Source organism: Arthrobacter sp. PsM3, from assembly GCF_030433895.1.
GTDB lineage: Bacteria > Actinomycetota > Actinomycetes > Actinomycetales > Micrococcaceae > Arthrobacter.
Genome location: NZ_JARUXE010000012.1, coordinates 24,121 through 43,708 on the forward strand (window position 1 = coordinate 24,121; position 19,588 = coordinate 43,708).

Sequence of the window (19,588 nt, forward strand, 5' to 3'; positions counted from 1 at the left end):
CGGCAACGGGCCGCCGACATTTCGGCCGAAGGGCCCTATTTGCCGCCGCCGAGGAACTTGTCGAAGCCCTTGGGCAGGTTCAGCTGGGACGGATCGAAGTCGCCGCCCTGCTGCCCGAACGCGGCACCGGTCGGAAGGGCCTTGGCGCCTTCGGCCCGGCGGGCCTGGGCATCCTTGAGCTCCTGTGCCGCCTTGGCCGGGTTGCCGGAGCGGGCCTTCTTCTTGGGTGCGCTCTTGGCGCCCTTGCGGGCCCCTCCGCCGCCCATGCCCGGCATTCCCGGCATCCCGGGCATGCCTCCGCCGGCAGCCATCTTCTTCATCATCTTTTGGGCCTGGGCAAAACGTTCCAGCAGGCCGTTGACCTCGGAGACATGCACACCGGAGCCGCGGGCAATCCTGGCCCGGCGGGAACCGTTGATGATTTTGGGGGCGACGCGTTCATGCGGGGTCATGGAGCGCACGATCGCCTCGACGCGGTCAATTTCACGCTCGTCGAACTGCTCGAGCTGCTGCCGGATGTTCTGCGCTCCGGGCATCATCATGAGCATCTTCTTCATGGAACCCATGTTGCGGATCTGCTGCATCTGGGAGAGGAAGTCCTCCAGGGTGAAGTCTTCCTGGTCGGCGAATTTCTTCGCCATCCGGGCAGCCTCGTCCTTGTCCCAGGACTTCTCCGCCTGCTCGATCAGGGTGAGCACGTCACCGAGGTCGAGGATGCGTGAGGCCATGCGGTCCGGGTGGAAGAGCTCGAAGTCGTCCAGGCCTTCGCCGGTGGACGCGAACATCACGGGTTTGCCGGTGACGGACGAGACGGAGAGCGCGGCACCGCCGCGGGCGTCGCCGTCGAGCTTGGAGAGCACGATGCCGGTGAAGTTGACGCCTTCGTCGAAGGCCATGGCCGTGTTGACAGCGTCCTGGCCGATCATGGCGTCCACCACGAACAGCACTTCGTTCGGAACGATGGCGCGGCGGATCTGGCGCGCCTGTTCCATCATCTCGGCGTCCACGCCGGTCCGGCCGGCGGTGTCAACGATCACGACGTCGTGCAGGGTGCGGCGGGCTTCCTCGACGCCGGCGCGGGCGACCGCGACCGGGTCGCCGGCCGGGTGGTCCAGTTCGGTGGAGGTGGCGCCCGGGTGCGGGGCGAAGACGGGTACGCCGGCGCGCTGGCCGACGACCTGGAGCTGGGTCACGGCATTGGGTCGCTGCAGGTCGCAGGCCACCAGCATGGGGCTGTGGCCCTGCGCCTTGAGGTACTTGGAGAGCTTGCCCGCCAGGGTCGTTTTGCCGGCGCCCTGGAGGCCGGCGAGCATGATGATGGTGGGCCCGGTCTTGGCCAGCCGGATCCGGCGGGTCTCGCCGCCGAGGATCTCCACGAGCTCCTCGTTGACGATTTTCACGATCTGCTGGCCCGGGTTCAGTGCGGCGGCGACCTCGGCGCCGAGGGCACGCTCGCGCACGCGTCCGGTGAATTCGCGGACGACGGACACGGCGACATCGGCGTCCAGGAGGGCACGCCGGATTTCGCGGACCGTGGCATCAACATCCGCCTCGGTCAGGCGGCCCTTGCCACGGAGATTCTTGAAGGTTGCTGTCAACCGGTCAGAGAGTGAATTGAACACGCGCCGTGCACTTCTTTCAGTGGATCTGCGGATGGCGGCCGGTCCGGCACGCCAGCGTCGCGACTGATGTTCGCCTGAACGAACCGTCTCGACAACGGGACTCGACTATCTAGGGTACCAAGACGCGCCTTCAAGATGGCATGCTGACTTAGGTGACCAGCCAAACAACTGTGAAAACCCTGCTCATCCTTGGCGCCTCGGGCGACCTCACCGGACGGCTCCTGCTGCCGGGCCTTGCCCGGCTCGTGTCCCGGGGACGCGCCGCCGGACTGACCCTGGTGGGCGCCGGGTCGGACGACTGGACCCCGGATCAATGGCTGGAACGCGTTGAGGAGTCCTTCGCCGACGCCAACTCCCAGGCCGAAGCCTATGGCCGGCGGGAACTGAAACGGATCCGCGAAACCACCAGCTACCACCGGCTCGACGTCACGGCCGAGGGGCAGCTGGCCGGACTGCTGGCGGAGCTGGAGGGGCCGGTGGCCGTGTATTTCGCCCTGCCGCCGCGCGTCAGCCAGCTGGCCTGCGAGGCGCTGGCTCCCGGCCAGGTGCCCGCCGGGACCCGGCTGGTCATGGAGAAACCCTTTGGTTCCAGCGAGGAGTCCGCCCGGCACCTCAACCACACCCTGGCCGCCCTGGTCCCGGAGGACCATATCCACCGGGTGGACCACTTCCTGGGCAAGGCGACGGTGCTGAACATCCTTGGCCTGCGCTTCGCCAACACCTTCCTGGAGCCGGTGTGGAACCGGAACCATATCGAAAAGGTCGAGATCGTCTTCGACGAGGACCTCGCGCTGGAGGGGCGGGCCCGCTATTACGACGGCGCCGGAGCCCTGCGTGACATGATCCAGAGCCACCTGTTGCAGATCATGGCCCTGATGGCGATCGAGCCGCCCGCCTCGGTGGACGAACGGGACCTCCGCGACGCCGTGGCCACGGTGCTGCGGGCCAGCAGCATCAAGGCGCCCTACGCCAAGAGCACGCGCCGCGCCCGGTACACCGCGGGATCCATCGGCGGCCGCAAGGTTCCGGACTACGCCAAGGAGGAAGGCGTCGACGCGGCCCGCGGCACCGAGACGCTGGCCGAGGTCGAAGTGGAGATCAACAACTGGCGCTGGCAGGGCGTGCCGTTCATCCTGCGTTCCGGCAAGGCCCTGGGCACCAAACGCAAGGAAGCCGTGGTGACCTTCCGGCCGGTACCGCACCTGCCGAGGGGCTTTACCGGGGTGGACTTCCCCAACCAGCTCCGGATCGGCTTCGGACCGGACACCCTGCAGTTCGACGTTGACGTGAACGGCCCCGGCGAGGTCCTGAGCCTGGACCGCGCGACCTTGAAGGCCGAGCTCAGCGCCTCCGAACTGCTGCCGTACGGGGAGGTCCTCGAGGGCGTCCTGACCGGCGATCCCCTTCTCTCGGTCCGCGCCGATACTGCGGAAGACTGCTGGCGGATCCTGGAGCCCGTCCTCAAGGCCTGGGCCCGGGACAGCGCGCCGCTGGAGGAGTACGCCGCCGGAAGCGCCGGGCCGGACGGCTGGCCGCGCTGACCGGCGCTTCCGGCGGGTGGTCCGCAGACGACACCAAGGCGGGCCGGGAACCCTTTCAGGTACCCGGCCCGCCTTGGTGTTTGAAGCTGCTTAGATGGCGGCTGATCCGCGTTCGCCGGTGCGGACCCGCACCGCCTCGAACACATCCATCGTCCAGACCTTGCCGTCGCCGGCCCGGCCGGTGTTCGAACTGGCGATGATGACATCCAGGATGTCGTCCGCCTGTTCATCGGTGGCCAGGACCTCTACCCGGATCTTGGGGAGCAGGTCCACGTTGTACTCGGCGCCGCGGTACACCTCGGTGTAGCCCCGCTGCCTGCCGTAGCCGCTGGCTGCGCTGACCGTGAGGCCCTGCACGCCGTAGGCTTCGAGGCCCTCGCGGATGGTGTCGAGCTTTTCCGGCCGGACGATTGCTGTGATCAGTTTCATGCCTCCACACTCTCCTTGCCTGCTGCTGCGGTCTTCTTGCCGTTGGACGCCACGTCCACCGGTGCGGGGGCCGGAGCCACGGCCTGGGCCTTGCCCGTGATGAGTTCGTGCAGCGGGGTGAAGCTTCCGCCGTGGCCCCCGACGCCGAATTCGTAGGCGGTTTCGGCGTGCAGGCTGAGGTCCACGCCCACCACTTCCTGCTCCTGCGAAACCCGGAAGCCCATGGTCTTGTGGATGGCCAGCGCGATGATCGTGGTCATGATTGCGGAGTAGGCGATGGCCATTCCGGCCACGGCGAGCTGGGCCACAAGCTGGGTGACGCCGCCACCGTAGAACAGGCCGCCGCCAACACCCTCAACGGGGAGGGCGATGAAGCCCAGAGACACGGTGCCGATGATGCCCGAGACGAGGTGGACACCGACGACGTCGAGCGAATCGTCAAAGCCCCAGCGGAACTTGAGGCCGACGGCGAGTGCGGAAGCGATACCGGCGATGAGACCCAGGCCAAGTGCGCCGACCGGGCTGACGTTGGCGCAGGCCGGGGTGATGGCCACGAGGCCGGCAACCACGCCGGAGGCTGCACCGAGCGAGGTCGGGTGGCCGTCGCGGATACGTTCCGTGACGAGCCAGCCGAGCATCGCCGCGGCGGGCGCTGCGAGGGTGTTGATCCAGATCAGGCCGCCCTGTTCCGCGGTGGTCGCGGCGCCGCCGTTGAAGCCGAACCAGCCGAACCACAGGATCGCGGCACCGAGCATCACGAAGGGAATGTTGTGCGGGCGGTGGTTGGGGTCCTTGCCGAAGCCCTTCCGGTTGCCGATGATCAGCACGAGGATCAGCGCGGCGACACCGGCGTTGATGTGGACGACCGTACCGCCGGCGAAGTCAATCGCGGGACCGAGGGCCTTGCCGATAGCGCCTTCCGGGCCGAAGAGGCCGCCGCCCCAGATCATGTAGGCCAGCGGGCAGTACACCAGGGTCACCCAGACCGGGACGAAAAGGGACCAGGCGCCGAATTTGGCGCGGTCGGCGATCGCGCCGCTGATCAGTGCGACGGTGATAATGGCGAAGGTGGCTGCGTAGCCGACCTTGATGAGTCCGTCAGGAGTGTTGATGCCCTCCAGCCCGAAGGCGGCGAAGGGGTTTCCCACCATCTGCAGGAACCCCTCGCCGGAGCTCATCGAGGCGCCCCAGAGCACCCAGACCACACCGACCATGCCGATGGAGATGAAACTCATCATCATCATGTTCAGTGCGGCCTTGGCGCGCGTCATGCCGCCGTAGAAAAATGCCAGTCCTGGTGTCATGAACAGCACGAGTGCCGCTGCCACCATCAGCCATACGTGACCTGCGGTAAGTTCCATGGTGCACGTCCTCCTTGCTTGGATGCGATCTAGAAGTTGTTCCTGCGGAGTTCTCCGCGTGCCTCAACGCTGTTTGCGTTCTAAGAAGATTTTGTCGAAGGCGTGTTTCGCCGACGGAGGATTTAGATTGCCGGGTTGTTACAAGAACCTCCCGGAAGTAAATGGTTGAAATCGTTCTTGTTACGGTTATATTTCGAGCGTTCCAACATCGCCTGTCCCGCCCGCCCGTTCGCCAGGAAGCCACCACCATGAGTAAGACCCCCCGCCCCGCGGGTTCCCCGCCGCAGGCCGGCATCCGGACCGACGGCAGGGCAGTGCTGCCCCGGGACATCAAGGTGATGTTGGTAGCTGCCTTCCTCATCGCCCTCGGTTTTGGCCTTGTGGCTCCGGTCCTCCCCCAGTTCGCCACCACTTTCGACGTCGGGGCGACCGCGGCTGCCGTGATCGTGAGCATCTTCGCGTTCATGCGGCTGGTGTTCGCTCCCACGGGGGGCGCGCTGATTGTGCGGCTCGGCGAACGGCCGGTGTATGTGGCCGGACTGCTGATCGTCGCGGCGTCGACGGCGGCCTGCGCCTTCGCCCAGGACTACTGGCAGCTGCTCATCTTCCGGGGACTCGGCGGCGCCGGCTCGGTGATGTTCACGGTGGCGTCGATGGCCCTGGTGGTCCGGCTCGCTCCGCCCGAGAGCCGCGGCCGGGTTTCCGGGGCCTACGCCTCGGCGTTCCTGATCGGCAATGTATGCGGGCCGGTCGTGGGCGGGCTGCTGGCCGGCTTCGGCCTGCGCGTGCCCTTCCTTGTCTACGCGGCCGCCCTGGTCCTGGCAGCCCTCGTGGTGCAGACCCAGCTGAGCCATGTTCCCGCCGCGTCCCGCCCGGACGGAAGCGCGGCTCCGGCCATGGAACTGCGGACAGCGCTGCGGGACAGTGCGTACCGGGCGGGGTTGTTCTCCAGTTTCGCGAACGGCTGGGCGACGTTCGGCGTGCGGATGGCCACGGTGCCGCTCTTCGCGGTCGTGGCACTGAACGCCGGTCCGGGATCGGCCGGCTGGGCACTGGCCATGTTCGCCGCCGCCAACGCCGTGGCGCTGACGTTCTCGGGCAAACTCGCGGACAGCCTGGGCCGGAAACCGATGATGATTTCCGGGCTTCTGGTCACCGGGACCGCGACGGCAGCCATTGGCTTCACGCACGAGCTCCCCTGGTTCCTCGCGGCGACCGCGGTCGCCGGCATCGGTTCGGGGCTGCTCGGTCCGGCCCAGCAGGCAGCCATGGCCGATGTAATCGGCAACGAACGCTCCGGCGGTCGGGTGCTCGCCATCTTCCAGATGACCTCCGACAGCGGCGCGATCGTCGGACCGGTCCTTGCCGGGCTCCTCGCGGACCGGCTGGGTTACGGCTGGGCCTTCGGCGTCACCGGCGGCGTCCTGGTCGCGGCCGCCGCGGGCTGGCTGCTGGCGCGGGAGACGTTCCAGCGGCCGGCGCACCGCGGCGCCTGAAGATCCTGTCCACAGTTAACAGCTCCACAGCTGCGACGGAAGGGACCCCACGACGTCGCCGACCGGCTCGAATGTGATGAGCACTGCTGCGGTGGGCTAGTTCAGGATGGCGTCGACGAAGCTTTCCGCGTCGAACGGGGCGAGGTCGTCCGCACCCTCGCCGAGGCCGATCAGCTTGACCGGGACGCCGAGCGACTTCTGGATGGCCACCACGATGCCGCCCTTGGCCGTTCCGTCGAGCTTGGTCAGGACGATGCCGGTGATGTTCACGACTTCGGCGAAAACCCGGGCCTGGTTCAGTCCGTTTTGTCCCGTTGTGGCGTCGAGGACGAGGAGCACCTCGTCGACTTCGGCCAGCTTCTCGATGACACGCTTGACCTTGCCGAGTTCGTCCATCAGGCCCACCTTGTTCTGCAGGCGACCGGCGGTATCGATCATGACGACGTCGACTTCCTGGTCGATGCCTGCCTTGACCGCCTCGTAGGCGACCGATGCCGGGTCCGCACCGTGGACGTCTGACTTCACGGTGGCGACGCCGACGCGCTGGCCCCAGGTGGCCAGCTGCTCGGCGGCGGCGGCGCGGAAGGTGTCGGCCGCGCCCAGCAGGACGTCCTTGTCCTCGGCGACGAGCACCCGGGCGAGCTTGCCCACCGTGGTGGTCTTGCCGACGCCGTTGACGCCGACGACGAGCACGACGGCGGGCTTGTCCGCGTGCCGTTCAACCCGCAGGGTGCGGTCCATCGTCGGGTCGACCAGCTTGATGAGTTCCTCGCGCAGCAAGGCCTTGACCTGCTCCGGGGAGCGGGTGCCGAGCACCTTGACGCGTTCGCGCAGGGCGTCCACCAGCTGCAGGGTCGGCTCGGTGCCGAGGTCGGCGAGCAGGAGGGTCTCCTCGACCTCGTCCCACACGTCTTCGTCGATCTTGTCTGCCGAGAGCAGTGCCAGCAGGCCCTTGCCGAGGATGTTGTTGGACTTGACGAGGCGTTCGCGCAGGCGGATAAGGCGGCCGGCTACCGGCAGCGGTGTTTCAACGGGAACGGTTTCCAGGCCGGCGACGTTGTCCGGGACTTCGACTGTTGCCATGCCCTCGCGGTCGACGAAGTCCGGTGCCGGGCGTTCACGCGCCGGCGCGGGGCGGTCCTCGAGCAGGGTTCCGCTGCCCGCACCCGGCTGCACAGGGTCGTTCTCGTCCCGTTTTCCGGGGTAGTTGGTGATGTTCTTCCGGGTCTTCATCAGGACCGGGATGAGCGCACCGAGGACCACCAGGGCGGCGAGAATGGGCAGAAGAATGGGGAGGATGTCGTTCACTCCCCTAGCTTCTCACAAACCGGAAAGCCGGGGCGGAGCGTGAAAATGAGGGCGGGCGTGCCTCAGACCTCGGGTCCGAGCCGCTGGCTGATGACGGTGGAAACGCCGTCGCCGCGCATCGTGACGCCGTAGAGGGCGTCCGCGATCTGCATGGTGCGTTTCTGGTGGGTGATGATGATCAGCTGGCTGGATTCGCGCAGCTCCTCGAAGACAGTGATGAGCCGGCCCAGGTTGGTGTCGTCCAATGCTGCTTCCACCTCGTCCATGACGTAGAACGGGGAGGGCCGGGCCTTGAAGATCGCCACGAGCAGGGCGACGGCGGTCAGTGAACGTTCCCCGCCCGAGAGCAGCGAGAGCCGCTTGATTTTCTTGCCGGCCGGGCGCGCCTCGACCTCAATGCCGGTGGTAAGCATGTCCGAGGGGTCGGTGAGGACCAGCCGGCCCTCGCCGCCCGGGAACAGCCGCGCGAAGATCCTGACGAACTGCGCCGAGGTGTCCTCGAACGCTTCGGCAAAGACCTTCTGGACGCGGTCGTCGACTTCCTTGATGATGTCCAGCAGGTCCTTGCGGCTGGATTTCAGGTCCTCGAGCTGGGTGCTGAGGAACTGGTGGCGTTCTTCGAGGGCCGCGAATTCCTCCAGCGCCAGGGGGTTGACCCGGCCCAGCGCCGACAGGTCCCGCTCGGCCCGTTTGAGCCGTTTCTCCTGTTCCTCGCGGACGAAGGGTTTGCCGGCCACGATCTCGCGTCCCTCCTCGTCCACGGGGGCGCGCAGGGCCGCCCACTTGTCCGACGGTGCCGTGGCGGCGACGGGGACAGGCTGGTCCGGGCCGAAATCTGCCACCAGCTGGTCCGCGGTCAGTCCCAGCTCCTCGATGCTTCGAAGCTCAAGGGCTTCGATCCGGAGGCGCTGCTGGGTGCGGGCCAGTTCGTCACGGTGGACGGAGTCGGTTAGTTCGGCCAGCTCGCGGGCCAGCGCGTCGTTGCTGCGGCGCAGCGCGGCGAGCTCGCCGTCCATCTGCTCCTTGCGTTGCTCGGCCCTGTCCCGTTCCCGGGCGGCAAGTTCCACGGACACGTCGATGTGTCCGATCACCTGGCCGACGGCGGCGGAGACGGCCGCTGCGCGTTTGGCCTGAAGCCGGCGGCGGCGTGCCCTTTCGGCGGCTTCCTCGCGGGCGCGCCGTTCGGTGGCGGCGGCGCGTTCGAGCGACGACGCCCGGTTGCGGGTGGCTGTGAGCTGTTCCTCGGCGCTGCGCAGGGCCAGCCGGGCCTCCATTTCGGCGCTGCGGGCCAGCGAGGCAGCCAGGGCGAGGGCGTCACGGTGTTCCGGGGAGGGCTCCTCCTCGGCCGGCGCTTCCTGCGCGGCGGCGAGCCGTGCCGCCACGGCTTCCAGCGCCTGCTGCTCGCTGACGATGCCAGCCTCGGCCTTGGCGAGGGAAGCGGCGAGCCGCTCGCTTTCCCCAACAGCGCTGCGCAATACGGAATTCAGGTGGCCCAGGCGTTCGGCGACGGCCGCCAGCCGGGCGTCCGAATCGTGGAGTTTCTCAAGGGCCGCATCGGCACGGTCCTGCGCCGCGGCCCGTCTGGCCTGCGCGGACGCGAGGGCGAAACGCTGCCGTTCCAGTTCCGCGGTCACCTCGGCAAGCCGTGCGGAGGCATCGTCGACGGCGGCCTGGACTTCGATCAGCGAGGGCGCCTTCGCGGAGCCTCCACTGACTGTCAGCGAGGTCAGGACGTCCCCGGCCAGGGTCACCGCGGTCAGTTCCGGGTGGCCGGCAAGCAGCTGCGCCGCACCGTCCAGGCCCTCGACGACGGCGATGTCCGCCAGCAGGCCGGACAGCGGCAGCCGGGAGGCGGCATCACTATCCGAAACGGACGTCGTGACGAGCCGGGAGGCCCACCGGGCGCCCGCCGGGAGCTGCCTGTCGGAAGCGGGCCGGGCATCGGTTTCGGTGGCAACCGCCCCTGCCAGCAGCAGGGCGGCCCGGCCGGCGTCGTCATCCTTCAGACGCTGGACGGCGGCGGCCGCAGCCTCCCTGTCCTGCACCACGATGGCGTCGGAGGCGGCGCCGAGGGCTGCGGCGACGGCGGTTTCGAAACCTGGTTCCACTGTGATCATGGACGCCAGGGATCCGAGGACCCCGGGAATTCCTGAACCGAGGACGTGGCCTGAGCCGTCTTTACGGTTCAGGCCGAGCTGGAGGGCGTCGCGACGGGCAAGGAGGGCACCGCGTTCCCGTTCGCCGTCGCGTTCGGCGGTCTTCAGCGCCTCGATCTCGGCAGCGATGCCGTCCAGTGCCGCGCTGGCGTCCTCGAAGTCGGCGTCGAGGGTCTCCTCGCCCTCCTCCACGCCGGCGACCTGGGTTTCGAGGGCGGTGAACTCGCTGTGGGCCAGCCTGCGGCGCTCCTCCCCTGCCTTGAGGGATTCGCGGAGCCGGCCGAGTTCGGCCTGCGCGGACTCGACCCGGGAGCGTGCGGCGCCCACCTGCCCGGCGAGCCTGGCCAGGCCTTCGCGGCGGTCCGCGGCGGCGCGGAGCAAGGACGCGAGGCGCTTGTCCTCGGCGGCGGCGGCGTGTTCGGCGTCCTGTTTCGCGGCCGTGGCGGCGGCCAGGACGCTGCGGCGGTCCACGATCTGGCGCTCCAGCCCGGTTTGGTCCTCCCGGACACGGGCGGCCTGCCGGTCGAGCTGATCGGGGTCGCGCCCGGAGTCAGGGACGTTGTCGGAGGCCCCGAGCAGCCGGCGACGTTCCTCGGCGAGCGAGCCCAGGGAGCGCAGCCGTTCGCGTCCGGCGGTCAGCTGGTACCAGTTCTCGCGCGCGGCGGTGAGCTTGGGGGTGGCTTCGGCGGCGAGCTGTTCGAGGCTGGCCTGCCGCTGCCTGCCGAGCTCGAGGTCCTGCCCGACGACGCCGCGGCGGGCCTTGAGCGCGCTCTCGTCCGCTACGTCCCGGGCCAGGGCCGTCTGCAGCCGGACGAGATCGTCCGCCAGGAGGCGGGAGCGGGCGTCGCGGACTTCGAACTGGACGGTCTGGGCACGCCTGGCCACTTCGGCCTGCTTGCCGAGCGGGGTCAGCTGCCGCCGGATTTCGCCGGTGAGGTCGCTGAGCCGTGCCAGGTTGGCCTGCATGGCTTCGAGTTTGCGGACCGTTTTTTCCTTGCGGCGCCGGTGTTTGAGGATGCCGGCGGCCTCTTCGATGAAACCGCGCCGGTCCTCCGGGGTGGCGTGGAGGACCTTGTCCAGCTGCCCCTGGCCCACAATCACGTGCATCTCCCGGCCCAGGCCGGAGTCGGAGAGGAGTTCCTGGATGTCCAGGAGCCGGCAGCCGGCGCCGTTGATGGCGTATTCCGAACCGCCGGTGCGGAACAGTGTGCGGGAAATCGTGACTTCGCTGTATTCGATCGGCAGGGCGCCGTCGCTGTTGTCGATGGTGAGTGAGACATGGGCGCGGCCCAGCGGCGGGCGTCCGGATGTGCCCGCGAAGATCACGTCCTCCATCTTGCCGCCGCGGAGGGTCTTGGCGCCCTGCTCGCCCATCACCCAGGCCAGGGCGTCCACCACATTGGACTTGCCCGAGCCGTTGGGGCCGACCACGGCGGTGACGCCCCGTTCGAATTCGAAGGTCGTCGCCGAGGCGAAGGACTTGAATCCCCGGACGGTCAGGGTTTTGAGGTGCAAGGTGTTTCGGATCTCCTGCTCGGCGGACTGGACACGAGGTTGGGCGCTGATTCGGACGGACTCGGATGTTCGGGGACGGCCCCTGATACTTACAATCTACTGCGGAGCTGTGAGAATTCCGCGCAGAACCGGTGGGGCCGGCCGCCGATGCCGGCGGCGGCATCCGCGGGAATGGATCTGCGGCGGGCATAGTTAAGCCCTTGGGCTTGTGCTTGAAGGTGCGGTCTACCGCGGAGCGCAGGACAGACACGAACAGAGGCGTAATTTTGATAGGGAATGCAACATTCCGACACCGCAACACCGCGTTGCTTTCAGTGACCAGCGTCGAGGCTCCGAGGATCGTCAGTTCCACGGATTTCGACCACAGGCTGGCTGCGACCCTGCGGCGGCTGAAGTTCCCCCCGAAACTGCTCGAACGCGTTGCCGGCGTCACCCACCGGCGATGGTGGGCGCCAGGGACATCGTTCGACGACGCCGCCATCGAGGCGGGCGCCAAGGCCCTGGCCGAGTCCGGCATCGAAGCGTCCGAGATCGGCCTGCTGATCAACACCTCGGTCACGCGGCGCAACCTTGAACCGTCCGTCGCGGTGAAGATCCACCACGGACTCGGCCTGCCGTCCTCGGCCCTGAACTTCGACCTGGCCAACGCCTGCCTCGGATTCGTCAATGGCATGACCCTGGCGGCCAACATGATCGACTCGGGCCAGATCAAGTACGCAGTGATCGTCAACGGCGAGGACGCCCAGGCAACGCAGGAGGCCACCCTGGCCAGGCTGCAGCGGCCAGAGACGACCCGCGAGGACTTCAACCGTGAGTTTGCCACACTCACCCTCGGCTCGGGAGCCGCTGCCGCCGTCCTGGGCCCGGCGGACCAGCACCCGGGGGCGCACCGGATCCTCGGCGGCGTGATGCGCGCCGGCACCGAGCACCATGAACTGTGCGTGGGCGGCATTGACGGCATGGCAACGGACACCAAAGCCCTGCTGGACGGCGGCCTGCAGCTCGTGGTCGATGCCTGGCACGAGGCCCAGCCGGAGTGGAACTGGGCTTCCATGGACCGCTACGTCACGCACCAGGTGAGTACCGCCTATACCCAGGCCATCATCGACGCCATCGACCTGGACCCTGACAAGGTGCCGATCACGTTCCCGCATTGGGGCAATGTGGGCCCGGCCTCCCTCCCAATGACCCTCGCGGCTGAAGCGCAGAGCCTCGGAGCCGGGGACCGGGTGCTGTGCATGGGCGTCGGTTCCGGCCTCAACACCGCCATGGTGGAAATCGTTTGGTAGCCGCCGACTGGCCCGGCGTCGACCCCGAATGGTCGCGCGAAATCGAGGTGTCGTCCACCTCCGACGCTGACGGGCGCGGAGCCGTGCGCCGCTGGCACCTGCTCGACAACGGCGCCCAGCTCTCCCGCCGGGGCCTGGCTCCTGCCGGGACCCTGCTGTGCGTGCATGGCAACCCGACATGGTCCTACCTGTGGCGGACCCTGCTGGCCGCCGGATCCGACCCCGCGCATCCCTGGCGTGTGGTGGCGGTGGACCAACTGGACATGGGCTTCTCGGAGCGCACCGGGAGATTCCGGCGCCTGGCAGACCGGATCAACGACCTGGGCGACCTCACGGCGGCGCTCGGGCTGGGCGGCCCGGTCGTCACCGTCGGCCACGACTGGGGCGGCGTGATCAGTCTCGGCTGGGCGCTGGCGCATCAGGAGCAGCTCGCCGGCTTGGTGCTGACCAACACCGCTGTCCACCAGCCCCCAGGCTCCCGCATCCCGCCGGCGCTCCGGCTTGCCCTGCACCCCGCCGTGCACCGCTGGGGAACGACGACGTCGGACGCCTTCCTGCGGGTGACGCACTCCCTGGCCCACCCGCCGCTGGCCGCGGATGTCCGCGGCGCCTTCATGGCCCCCTATCGCGGCGCCGGCCGCCGCGCCGGCGTGGGCAACTTCGTCGCGGACATTCCCGCCGACGCGTCCCACCCCAGCTTCCCGGCCCTCGGCCGCGTCGCCGAAGGGCTTGGCGGGCTGGGGGTCCCGGCCCTGATGCTCTGGGGACCGCGGGACCCGATCTTTTCCGACCGGTACCTGAAGGACCTCATCGGCCGGCTGCCGCACGCGAAAGTGCACCGCTTCGAGGGTGCCGGCCACCTGGTCTCTGAAGACCGGGACATCGCCACTCCCGTCTTCGAGTGGCTTTCCGAACACGACCGGGACAGCGGACCCGGCCTTCAGCGGATGGACGCGCTGCGCGACGGCCCGTCGCTGGAGGTCCGGGCCGGGCCGCTGGACCCCGGCACCGGGCCTGCGCCGCTGTGGGCGCCGCTCACCGAGGCGGCGAACGGACCCGCGGGCGGGGACACCGCTGTCGCGGAAATGGCCGCGGACGGCCGCGCCGCACGCTCGCTCAGCTGGCAGGAACTGGAACGGAGTATCGCCGCCCTCGCAGCGGGCCTGCAGGAAGCCGGTGTCAGGCACGGGAGCCGGGTGAGCCTGATGGTTCCGCCGGGCGTGGACCTGACCGTGGTCCTGTACGCCTGCCTCCGGCTCGGCGCGGTGGTCGTCGTGGCCGATGCCGGACTGGGCACCCGGGGACTCAGCCGCGCCGTCAAAGGCGCCACCCCGGATTTCCTCATCGGCATCGACAAGGCCCTGGCCGCCGCATCTGTGCTCGGCTGGCCGGGACGGCGCATCAGTGTGCGGGAGCTGCCGGCCGCCCGTCGCCGGCTTCTGGCCGTGGAGACCTCCCTGGCCGTCCTTGCCAACCGGGGAGAGCTCCTCTCCGGGCAGACGCCGCCTCTGCCGGTTCCGGACCCGCACGCCCCGGCGGCCGTGCTCTTCACCTCCGGATCCACCGGCCCCGCCAAGGGAGTGCTCTATACCCACCGGCAGCTGGCGGCGATGCGGGACACGCTCGCCGCGACGCTGGGGATCCGCCCGGGCGCACGCCTGGTGGCAGGCTTCGCGCCGTTCGCCCTGCTGGGACCGGCACTCGGGGCCGTCTCGGTAACGCCGGCCATGGACGTGACCGCGCCCGGCACCCTGACGGCCCGCGCACTGGCGGACGCTGCCGCGGCCATCGACGCCACCGTGGTCTTCGCCTCACCCGCGGCGCTGCGCAACGTCCTCGCGACCCAGGGCGGCCTGCGCCGGGCCGGACACGAGGCCCTGGGGCGCGTGGAACTGCTGCTCTCCGCCGGCGCGCCCGTCCCCGAATCACTGCTCGCCCAGGTGCAGCGGCTGCTGCCCCTGGCCTCGCTGCACACCCCGTACGGGATGACCGAAGTGCTGCCCGCCACCGACATCAGCCTCGAACAGATCCGCGCCGCCGGGGCCGACGCCGCGGCCGGAACCGTGGCCGGGGCCGGCAACGGCGTATGCGTGGGCCGGCCGGTGCATGGCACCCGGGTGGCCGTCATCCCGCTCGCCGCGGACGGCACCGCACCGGGGAATGACCCCGTCTCGGAGCCGGGAGTGACCGGCGAGATCCTCGTCAGCGCCCCGCACATGAAGGAGGCCTACGACAGGCTCTGGCTGACCCAGCGCGAGAGCGTCCGCACGGCCGGATGGCACCGCACGGGCGACGTCGGGCACTTCGACGCCGCCGGCCGGCTCTGGGTGGAAGGACGCCTCGCGCACGTCGTAACGGCACCGGGTGCCGTCATCACGCCGGTGGGCGCTGAGCAGGCCATCGAACGGCTGGCCGGGATCGGGCTGGCCGCCGTCGTCGGGGTCGGCCCGCCCGGGACGCAGGCCGTCGTCGCCATCGTCGATACTGTACCGCCCGCCCGCCGGGCAGGCCCTGCCGCACCGCAGCTCGCCGGGCGCGTACGCGAGACGGCCCGTCAGGCAGGCGTCAGCGTCTCCGCGGTACTTGTTGTCCCCTCCCAGCCGACCGACATCCGCCACAACGCCAAAATCGACCGGACCCGTTTGGCCCGCTGGGCCTCGGCGGTCCTGGCCGGCGGCCGTCCGGGCACGCCGTGAGGGTCCTCGTCACCGGCGCGAGCGGCCTGCTCGGTCGCGTGGTGGCCCGGCTGCTCGTGCACCAGGGCCACTCGGTCACCACCTTCCAGCGGCGTCCCGCGGACGTCGACGGCGCCGCAGACCTCCCCGGGTCCGTCACGGACGAGGACGCCGTCCGTCGCGCCGTCGCCGGCGCCGAGGGCGTCATCCACCTGGCCGCGAAGGTCTCATTCACCGGCCGCGCCGTGGAATTCGACGAGGTGAACGTCGAAGGCACCCGCCGGCTGCTCCGCGTGGCCCGCGAGGCCGGGGTCCGGGACCTGGTGTTTGTCTCGTCCCCGTCCGTAGCCAACTCCGGGGCCGCCATCGCCGGCCTGGGCGCCGAGCCAGCGGACCCGGCCCGCGCGCACGGACACTACTCGCGCACCAAGGCCGAGGCCGAACTGCTGGCACTGGCCGCGGACAGCCCGGACTTCCGGGTCGCGGCGGTGCGCCCGCACATCGTCTGGGGCCCCGGCGACACGCAGCTGGTGGAACGGGTGCTCGAACGTGCCCGCCGCGGCCGCCTGCCGCTGCTCGACGCCGGGGCGGCCCTGATCGACACCACCTACGTGGACAACGCTGCTTCGGCGATCGTCGCCGGGCTGCACCGCATGGAGCACATCCACGGCCGGGCGCTCGTGGTCAGCAACGGCGAACCCCGCCCGGTCGGCGAGCTGCTGGCGGGCATCTGCGCTGCCGCCGCCGTCCCTGCGCCGTCGTGGACAGTACCGGGCCGGCTCGCGCGGGCGGCAGGATCGGTGGTGGAGAAGATCTGGACCCGGGCCGGCCGGGAAGGAGAACCACCGATGACCAGGTTCCTCGCTGAACAGCTCTCCACCGCCCACTGGTTCGACCAGCGCGGGACCCGCGAACTCCTCGACTGGACTCCCGCCGTGTCACTTGACGAAGGCCTGGCGAGGCTGGCCGAGCACTACGGGACCTACCAGCGGCCGTTGCGCGGCCTCGGCTGGCAGACGGGGCAGGTATAGGACGAGCGGTTCATGAACTGGTCCCGCCTTATGGTGCTGACCAGACCGGTGGCGGCGCAGCGTTTGCATTTCTCGCCCTCGCGCCCATAGGCGTTCAGCGAGCGGTCGAAGTACCCGGACGCCCCGTTGACGTTGACATAGAGCGCATCAAAACTCGTCCCGCCGGCGGCCAGGGCGTCCGTCATGACCCCGCGGGCGGCGTCAAGGACCCGGAGCGCATCGGCCCGCCGCAGGGTGTCCGTGGGCCGGGCAAAGTGCAGCCGCGCCTTCCAGAGTGCCTCGTCCGCGTAGATGTTGCCGATCCCCGAGACGAGCCCCTGGTCCAGCAGGGCGCGCTTGAGGCCTGTCTTGCGTGCGCGGAGGCGGCGGTAGAACTCATCGAAGGAAAAGTACGGATCCAGCGGGTCCCGGGCGATGTGGGAGGCCTCCGCGGCGATGAGTGGCAGCGGCGTCTCGGCGAGTCCGCCGGGGCCGCCGTCGGCGGTGGGGACCAACGAGGTCAGGAAGAGTCCGCCGAAAATCCGCTGGTCCACGAACCGGAGCTGTTCCGGCATGCCCTCTGCGGGACTGAGGCGCAGGCGCACTTTCAAGGGCCTTTCGTCGGACGCCGAGGAGTCCTGCATCAGCAGCTGTCCGGACATGCCCAGGTGCGCCATGAGGGCCACCGCCGGAGTCGGGGCGTCGGCCGCGCCGCCGCCGGGAGCTGCCGCGGGCGTGTCCGCCAGCGGCAGCCAAAGGAACTTTCCGCGCCGGACCACGTCCAGGACGCGGGCGCCCTCAAGGTTGCCGGCGAAGTCCTCCGGGCCGAGCGCGTGCCGGCGGACGGAACGCGGATCCACCACCTCAACGGCGGTGATGGTCCGGCCCAGCACCCAGCTCACGAGGCCGCGGCGGACCACTTCGACCTCGGGCAGTTCAGGCACCGGGCGGGCCTATGCGCCGGGCTGGGACTGCAACTGCTCCGGGTCGGACGCACCGGGTTCGACGGTCGGCGCAGCCTCCGTCGCAACAGCGGACGGAGCGGACAGCCTGCGCCAGGCATCCGCGGCGGCTTCCTGCTCGGCTTCCTTCTTGGAGTTGCCGGACCCGCTGCCGTAGTCGGTTCCGCCGATGCGCAGGATGGCTTCGAAGGTCCGGGCATGGTCCGGGCCGGAGCCCTCCACGGCGTAGTTGATCGTCCCGAGCTGGCGGCTGGCCGCGAGCTCCTGGATGGAAGTCTTCCAGTCGGTGCCGGCGCCGAGCGCCGCGGCGTCCGCCAGCAGCGGTCCGATCAGGCGCATGACCAGCCGGCGCGCCGTCTCGATGTCATTGGAGACATAGGTGGCACCGATCAGCGCCTCCATGGTGTCCGCGAGGATCGAGGCCTTGTTCTTGCCTTCGGTGAGCTTTTCGCCCTGTCCGAGGTAGATGAACTCCCCAAGCCCGATACTGCGGCCGATGCCCGCGAGTGCCCTGGTGCTGACGACGGCGGAACGGCGCTTGGCCAGGTCACCTTCGGGCAGCGTGGGGTTGTCACGGTACAGGGCGTCGGTTACCGAGAACCCCAGGATGGAGTCGCCGAGGAACTCGAGCCGTTCGTTGGTGGGGATGCCGCCGTTTTCGTAGGCGTAGGAACGGTGTGTGAGCGCAAGACGAAGCGTCCCGGCGTCAATAGTGACACCGAGACGCTTCAGAAGCTCTTCAGTTGAAGACATCTTAGTCAGCCAGTTGGCGGATTAGACGTCTGCGACCTTGCGGCCCTTGTATTCAAGGAACAGCGCGGTGCCAGCCGAGTCGGTAACGACCTTTGCCTGGTGCGGCAGGCTGTACGTAACCTGGCCGTTCTCGACAGTCTTCACCAGGTGGGGGGCAGTTGCCTTCCACTGGGAGCGGCGGGCGCGGGTATTCGAGCGAGACATTTTCCGCTTCGGGACAGCCACGGCTAACTCATTTCTCTCTAGTCCAACACTTACAAATCAGTTTTGCCGGTCAGGCTTAGCCAAGTCAGCTAGGGCAGCCCAGCGAGGATCTACCACCTCGTGGTGATGCCCCGGCTCGTCTTCCAGGCGAACTCCACATTCGGAGCAAAGGCCCTGGCAGTCTTCCCGGCACACCGGCTGGAACGGCAGCATGGTTACAACTGCGTCCCGCAACACCGGCTCAAGATCGATCAGATCGTGCTCGATTCGACGTTGCTCTTCTTCGTCTTCCTCATCCGAGAACACAGCGTCCTCATAGAAGAAAAGTTCTTGCACATCGACCTCTTGGTCATACGCAAGGGGATCCAGGCATCGGCCGCACTCGCCAGTAACTTCGACGTGTGCGGTTCCTGATACCAGAATTCCTTCGTGTACGGCCTCAAGCCGCAGATCCAGCTCGACATCCGAACCTTCCTGCACGCCAATGAGCGCCACACCAAGATCACCTGGTGCGGGTACATGTTCCGTCAGCGTCCGCATGCTTCCCGGACTGCGTCCGAGGTCCTTGACGTCAAACACCAAGGGCGAACTAGCATCTCGTTTAATGAGAACTCCTGTTGAACATATGACCGACGTACCATCTTAGCCTGATCTGCCGGGCGGACTCAAACCGGTGGCATCCTGCAGTTCACACCGCACGCCGCACCGGATTCAGGCCCCGCAACCGGCAGCAGGCCGCCGAGTACCGATCAAGCTTACCCTCTGCGCGGCTGATCCTGGACCGGCCCGCCCGGGTGCAGCCGTTTCAGCACCGAGCGGGGCACAAAGTCGGAGACATTACCGCCCAGGGTGAACACTTCCTTGATCAAAGTGGACGACAGGTGGAGGTAGTGGCTCTCGGCGGGCAGGAAGACTGTCTCGACGCCGGTCAGCTGGCGGTTCATCGTCGCCATCGGCAGCTCATAGTCAAAGTCGGAGGAGGAGCGGAGGCCCTTGACGATGGCGGATACGCCCCGCTGGCGGCAGTACTCCGCAAGGAGTCCCTCCCCGACCGGCTCGACCACGATGCCCCGCAGGGAGGCCAGGGTCTCCTTCGCCATGTCAATGCGTTCCTCCAGCGTGAACCGGTATTTCTTGGCGTAGTTCGTGGAGACGCCGACAATGACCTCATCAAACAGGCCTGCGGCCCTGGCAATGACTTCCAGGTGGCCATTGTGGATCGGGTCAAAGGAGCCAGGGCATACGGCGCGTCTCATGCTCCGAACCT

At 68.7% G+C, this 19,588-nt stretch carries 15 protein-coding genes; 5 read left to right on the forward strand and 10 right to left on the reverse strand.

Features of this window, described 5'->3' with window-relative positions; all coding sequences use genetic code 11:
• Positions 1-35: 35 nt before the first annotated feature.
• A complete protein-coding gene (gene ffh / locus QCD75_RS08360; RefSeq protein WP_301227522.1) occupies positions 36-1,622 on the reverse strand; it encodes a signal recognition particle protein in 1,587 nt (528 codons plus the stop codon).
• A gap of 152 nt (positions 1,623-1,774) precedes the next feature.
• Here ffh and QCD75_RS08365 point away from each other — a divergent pair, with 152 nt between their 5' ends.
• Complete coding sequence (locus tag QCD75_RS08365) at positions 1,775-3,163, forward strand: glucose-6-phosphate dehydrogenase (RefSeq protein WP_301227523.1); 1,389 nt, start codon at positions 1,775-1,777, stop codon at positions 3,161-3,163.
• Between the two features lie 90 nt (positions 3,164-3,253).
• Here QCD75_RS08365 and QCD75_RS08370 read toward each other — a convergent pair whose 3' ends face one another.
• Both QCD75_RS08370 and QCD75_RS08375 read right to left on the reverse strand, forming a co-directional pair.
• Positions 3,254-3,592 carry a P-II family nitrogen regulator gene (locus QCD75_RS08370; protein WP_024366371.1) on the reverse strand — a complete coding sequence of 113 codons (339 nt, stop codon included), beginning with the start codon at positions 3,590-3,592 and terminating at the stop codon, positions 3,254-3,256.
• The gene (locus QCD75_RS08375; RefSeq protein WP_301227525.1) at positions 3,589-4,953 is read right to left on the reverse strand and encodes an ammonium transporter; all 1,365 of its coding nucleotides are present in this window, start codon (positions 4,951-4,953) and stop codon (positions 3,589-3,591) included. The genes QCD75_RS08370 and QCD75_RS08375 overlap by 4 nt, the downstream gene beginning before the upstream one ends.
• A gap of 248 nt (positions 4,954-5,201) precedes the next feature.
• On the opposite strand from QCD75_RS08375, the gene QCD75_RS08380 reads away from it, so the two are divergent.
• Positions 5,202-6,449: an MFS transporter gene (locus tag QCD75_RS08380; RefSeq protein ID WP_301227527.1), complete on the forward strand. Its 1,248-nt coding sequence runs from the start codon at positions 5,202-5,204 to the stop codon at positions 6,447-6,449.
• A gap of 96 nt (positions 6,450-6,545) precedes the next feature.
• Here the strand turns inward: QCD75_RS08380 and ftsY are convergent, their stop codons facing one another.
• Together ftsY and smc are read right to left on the reverse strand one after the other, a co-directional pair.
• A complete protein-coding gene (gene ftsY / locus QCD75_RS08385; protein ID WP_301227529.1) occupies positions 6,546-7,757 on the reverse strand; it encodes a signal recognition particle-docking protein FtsY in 1,212 nt (403 codons plus the stop codon).
• A gap of 62 nt (positions 7,758-7,819) precedes the next feature.
• Positions 7,820-11,428, reverse strand: a complete 3,609-nt coding sequence (smc, locus tag QCD75_RS08390; RefSeq protein WP_301227531.1) for a chromosome segregation protein SMC — start codon at positions 11,426-11,428, stop codon at positions 7,820-7,822.
• Between the two features lie 266 nt (positions 11,429-11,694).
• Between smc and QCD75_RS08395 the strand changes: the two genes are divergently transcribed.
• The 3 genes from QCD75_RS08395 to QCD75_RS08405 are packed head-to-tail and all read left to right on the forward strand — an operon-like array spanning position 11,695 to position 16,423.
• Positions 11,695-12,717, forward strand: a complete 1,023-nt coding sequence (locus tag QCD75_RS08395) for a 3-oxoacyl-ACP synthase III (protein WP_301227533.1) — start codon at positions 11,695-11,697, stop codon at positions 12,715-12,717.
• The gene (locus QCD75_RS08400; protein WP_301227535.1) at positions 12,711-15,413 is read left to right on the forward strand and encodes an alpha/beta fold hydrolase; all 2,703 of its coding nucleotides are present in this window, start codon (positions 12,711-12,713) and stop codon (positions 15,411-15,413) included. Before QCD75_RS08395 ends, QCD75_RS08400 begins: the two co-directional genes overlap by 7 nt.
• The gene (locus QCD75_RS08405) at positions 15,410-16,423 is read left to right on the forward strand and encodes an NAD-dependent epimerase/dehydratase family protein (RefSeq protein ID WP_301227536.1); all 1,014 of its coding nucleotides are present in this window, start codon (positions 15,410-15,412) and stop codon (positions 16,421-16,423) included. The genes QCD75_RS08400 and QCD75_RS08405 overlap by 4 nt, the downstream gene beginning before the upstream one ends.
• On the opposite strand, the gene mutM is transcribed toward QCD75_RS08405, so the two are convergent.
• From mutM to coaD, 5 genes are all read right to left on the reverse strand, one after another.
• Complete coding sequence (gene mutM / locus QCD75_RS08410) at positions 16,375-17,346, reverse strand: bifunctional DNA-formamidopyrimidine glycosylase/DNA-(apurinic or apyrimidinic site) lyase (RefSeq protein ID WP_301227538.1); 972 nt, start codon at positions 17,344-17,346, stop codon at positions 16,375-16,377. The genes QCD75_RS08405 and mutM overlap by 49 nt on opposite strands.
• 9 nt (positions 17,347-17,355) lie before the next feature.
• Positions 17,356-18,117: a ribonuclease III gene (rnc, locus tag QCD75_RS08415; protein WP_301227540.1), complete on the reverse strand. Its 762-nt coding sequence runs from the start codon at positions 18,115-18,117 to the stop codon at positions 17,356-17,358.
• A 21-nt stretch (positions 18,118-18,138) separates the two neighbouring features.
• Positions 18,139-18,342 (reverse strand): 50S ribosomal protein L32, encoded by a 204-nt coding sequence (gene rpmF, locus QCD75_RS08420; RefSeq protein WP_009356569.1) that lies wholly within the window; start codon positions 18,340-18,342, stop codon positions 18,139-18,141.
• A 36-nt stretch (positions 18,343-18,378) separates the two neighbouring features.
• A complete protein-coding gene (locus QCD75_RS08425) occupies positions 18,379-18,903 on the reverse strand; it encodes a YceD family protein (RefSeq protein ID WP_301227542.1) in 525 nt (174 codons plus the stop codon).
• A 173-nt stretch (positions 18,904-19,076) separates the two neighbouring features.
• Entirely contained in the window at positions 19,077-19,577 is a 501-nt protein-coding gene (gene coaD, locus QCD75_RS08430; protein ID WP_301227544.1) for a pantetheine-phosphate adenylyltransferase, read from the reverse strand.
• Between the last annotated feature and the right edge of the window lie 11 nt (positions 19,578-19,588).

Bases quoted from the DNA above. Each gene is read 5' to 3' on its own strand.
- coaD (WP_301227544.1), bottom strand. From the start codon at position 19,577: ATGAGACGCGCCGTATGCCCTGGCTCCTTTGACCCGATCCACAATGGC.
- QCD75_RS08380 (WP_301227527.1), top strand. From the start codon at position 5,202: ATGAGTAAGACCCCCCGCCCCGCGGGTTCCCCGCCGCAGGCCGGCATC.
- QCD75_RS08370 (WP_024366371.1), bottom strand. From the start codon at position 3,592: ATGAAACTGATCACAGCAATCGTCCGGCCGGAAAAGCTCGACACCATC.
- rnc (WP_301227540.1), bottom strand. From the start codon at position 18,117: ATGTCTTCAACTGAAGAGCTTCTGAAGCGTCTCGGTGTCACTATTGAC.
- QCD75_RS08375 (WP_301227525.1), bottom strand. From the start codon at position 4,953: ATGGAACTTACCGCAGGTCACGTATGGCTGATGGTGGCAGCGGCACTC.